Annotated in this window: 3 protein-coding genes; all 3 read right to left on the bottom strand. The window is 61.1% G+C overall.

The window, feature by feature from the left end; translation table 11 throughout:
* Positions 1 to 156: 156 nt before the first annotated feature.
* From L5014_RS38355 to istA, 3 genes are read right to left on the bottom strand one after another with little or no spacing between them, the layout of a single operon-like run.
* Positions 157 to 1,005, bottom strand: a complete 849-nt coding sequence (locus L5014_RS38355) for a CAP domain-containing protein (protein ID WP_338019401.1) — start codon at positions 1,003 to 1,005, stop codon at positions 157 to 159.
* A gap of 41 nt (positions 1,006 to 1,046) precedes the next feature.
* The gene (gene istB / locus L5014_RS38360; protein ID WP_238469065.1) at positions 1,047 to 1,805 is read right to left on the bottom strand and encodes an IS21-like element helper ATPase IstB; all 759 of its coding nucleotides are present in this window, start codon (positions 1,803 to 1,805) and stop codon (positions 1,047 to 1,049) included.
* Positions 1,806 to 1,818: 13 nt separating this feature from the next.
* Entirely contained in the window at positions 1,819 to 3,336 is a 1,518-nt protein-coding gene (istA, locus tag L5014_RS38365; RefSeq protein WP_238469066.1) for an IS21 family transposase, read from the bottom strand.
* Between the last annotated feature and the right edge of the window lie 199 nt (positions 3,337 to 3,535).

Here is a 3,535-nt window from a genome sequence, read left to right on the forward strand (position 1 = left end):
CGCCATGGTGGTGGAGTTCGATCGAGGAAGTGTTACCGTGAGAAGCAACATTCTCCTTCAATTGCCACCGCCTTCTCCTGCCTCATCCCTACGCCGCGTACACCACTTTCAACGATAGCTCCAAATGCGGGGCTTTTTCCTTTGGCGAGGCTTTCGTTACCAGACGATATTCCCGGTCGTGAACGTGTAGGGCGGCTTGGTGAAGGTGTTGCCGTTCACCGTGCCGGACACATTCACCGTGTACGTGGTGTTCGCAGCCAGCGGCGTCGCCGGATACGCGACCGCTTCATACGGCTGAATCAGCTTGTTCGGATCGTTGGCCGAATAGAGCAGTTGCAGGTTGATGACGTTGCCGGATGGGTCCGTCATCGTGCCCGAAGTCAGCACAATCGTATCGGTCGCGTTGCCCATGACAACAACCGGCGTGCCCCACGGACCCGAAGTATTCGGCGGCGTCGGATTTTCCAGATAGCTCTTGGGCGGAACGCCGGTCGTGCCTTGGCACGGGAACGTAATCGGGCCGCTCGTCGTGAGTTGCTGCATCGACGTATCCGCGAGGGTCAGTGAGCCCCACACCTCCGGCGAACCGTTGAACGCGGTTTCATATTCACCAACACCGATTTTCGTAATGGGCGTCAGCAAAACCGGGGCGTGGTACACGCCGGACAACCATTCGTTCACCAGCGTCTGGCCGTACTGCGTTTCGGAAGTACTCGTTGTGGTGTAGTAGGCCGCGCTCACACCGTCAGCAATTGCACTAGACGGAAATCCGAAATGAACAGCACGATCAAGGTAGCTGACAGCCGTGAAGCCTTGCTGTCCAGCCCTCTCCGTATCCGTTACGACGCTGTTCAGACCGAGATACATCGCGTGCGCCTGCGCAGCTTGATCGAGAACCGTGTTTTCCTGAACTGCCGGGAAACCGTGCGTATTCCACGACACCCGAGCGCGGATTCCACGCGTAGCCGAGCAGGTTTTCCACGAACACGCGAGCGCTCGTTCCACACGGAAGCGAGCACTTAAGCAGTGACGCGGGTGGTCAGTTTTTACTCCGAGTCGGACTGTGAGGTCAACCCGTTTTCGGTCTTGCGCATTGACTCGCCGTCCATGTTGATTCGATGCGCGTTGTGCACGAGCCGGTCGAGGATCGCATCGGCGAGCGTCGGATCGCCGATTGCGGCGTGCCAGTCCTCCACCGGAATTTGACTGGCTACGATCGTCGATCGCTTGCCGTGCCGGTCGTCCAGTATCTCGAGCAGGTCGCGCCGCGCCGAATCAGTCAGCGGCGTCATTGCGAGGTCGTCCATCACGATCACGTCGGTCTTGGCCCACTGCGCGAGCAGTTGCACGTAACGCCCTTCGCCATGAGCGATGGCCATCTTTTCGCTAAAGCGCGGCATGCGTAGATAGCTGGCACTGAGGCCCTGACGGCATGCGAGATTGGCGAATGCACAGGCCAGCCAGCTTTTGCCAAGCCCGGTTTTCGCGATCAGGATCAGATTCTGGCGCTTGCGGATCCATTCGCCGGTCAGCAGCCGTGCGAGCAGCGTGCGATCGAGCCCACGCGAGTGCCGGTAGTTGATATCCTCGGGTACGGCAGCGGGGTAACGAAGCTCGGCGCGTCGTAGCCGTGCCGTGGTCAGGCGGGACTGCCGCTCGGTTGCCTCGCGCTCGACCAGCAGTCCAAGGCGCTCCTCGAAGCCGAGCTGGTCGATGCTCTGCTGCGATTGCTGCTCGGCGAGCGCCGCGGCCATGCCGAACAGGCGCAGCTCATGAAGTCGTTCGACGGTCGGATGGTGTAGCATCAGGTTGCTCCTGTTAATGGTAGTAAGACGGCCCGCGCACGTTGGCATGCGCGAGTGGGAGTTCGGACTGGGGGGCGGTTGACGTAGAGGAGCCCTCCAATCCGTTTTTCAGGGTCGAGGCGATGAACTGGTAATTCATCGCCTTCTTCTCGATTGCGCAGCAGCAGGCGGCTTCGAGGCGCCTGCGGTCGTACTTCTTGCCCATACGCAGAATGCCGAGGCAGGCGCGATAGGCCTGTTCGGGATGCCGGCGGCCGCGCAGCAGATGCTCAATCACAGCTGCGGTATGGGGGCCGATGTCCGTCGCCCATCGAAGCAGCCGTTGCGGGTTCCAGTCAGTAGTGGCGGCCTGATGATGCGGTGGCATGTGGCTGGGGATCGTGGTGGGATCGCCGCGGCGGTGGCTGCGACCGTGAGCGGCAATCCGTTGCCCGCGATGGAAGATCTCGACGGTGTTCTGGGTGTAGCGCACATCGACCTGCTCGCGGGCATAGCGATACGGCACCGAGTAGAAGTGCTCATCGAATTCGACGTGGTAATCGATGTGGACGCGGGCAGCCTTCCATTGGGCGAACTGATACGGCCGGGCAGGCAGCGGGCGTAGTGCCGGGCGGTCGAGTTCGTCGAAGACGCTACGCCGGGAACCGGGCAGCTTCTTGAACTTCTTGTTGTTTGCCTCGACGAGCAGCGCGGCGACGGCACGGTTGGCTTCGTCCAGACTGAAGAAACGTTGATGCCGCAACCGTGCGAGAATCCAGCGCTGTGCCAGGAGCACGCTCAATTCCGCCTTCGGCTTGTCACGCGGCTTTCTCGGACGTGCCGGGATGACGGCCACGCCGTAATGGGCGCACATGTCGCCATAGGTCCGGTTCACCACCGGATCGTAGAAGTCGGGCTTGTGAACCGCTGACTTCAGATTGTCAGGGACAACGATCGCGGGCGCGCCGTTATAGAAGGTCAGGGCGCGCACGTGTGAGCCGATCCAGTCGGGTAACTGTTGTGTCCAGGTCAGCTCCGCGTAGAAGTATCCGGACACACCGAGCGCCGCGACGAACAGCTCAGCCTCACGGATCTCCCCGGTATCGGGGTTGACGATGCCGAGCTTCTTGCCGCTGTAGTCCACGAACAGCTTCTCGCCCGGCGTAAGAATCTGTCGCAGCGTAACCGGTAAAGCCGCCGCCCAGCGCTCGTAGTGCTTGCAGAACCAGCTATAGCCGTAGCCTTCGGGCTCCTGAAGTTTGTACTCGTTCCAGAGCAGATCGAGCGTGACGTGCTTGCGGCCGAGTTCGCGATGGACTTGCGCCCAGTCCGGCGCGGGTCGCTTCTTCCTCGCGGGCGGCGACGGTGGAAACAGTAGCCGCTCAAGGGCTTCGTCGACCATCCCGATGACCTGCTCGAGCTCGAGACGGGCCCTGCGGGCGCGATCGAGATATTCCCAGACCGTGGCGCGCGACAGCCGCAGTGCTGCCGCGATTTCCCGATGACTTCGCCCGTTGGCATGAAGGCGAAGCACTTCCTTGATTTGCCGCATGGATAACCTTTTGCTCATGTGACCGCTCGACAAAAATTGTCCAGCGTGCCACGGGTTATCCCGCGTCGTCGTATCTGCTTACTGCTCGCTTACGCGTGGAATTCGCGCTCGGGTGTGCGTGGAATTCGCGCTCGGGTCATCGTGGAATCGGTGCTCGGGTCGCCGTGGAATTCGCGCTCGAGTACGCGTGGAATATGCA

It is taken from the genome of Paraburkholderia tagetis, from assembly GCF_022213065.1.
In the GTDB taxonomy this organism is placed as follows: domain Bacteria; phylum Pseudomonadota; class Gammaproteobacteria; order Burkholderiales; family Burkholderiaceae; genus Paraburkholderia; species Paraburkholderia tagetis.

Coding starts and splice junctions, on each gene's coding strand:
- istB (WP_238469065.1), bottom strand. CDS start 1,805: ATGCTACACCATCCGACCGTCGAACGACTTCATGAGCTGCGCCTGTTC.
- istA (WP_238469066.1), bottom strand. CDS start 3,336: ATGCGGCAAATCAAGGAAGTGCTTCGCCTTCATGCCAACGGGCGAAGT.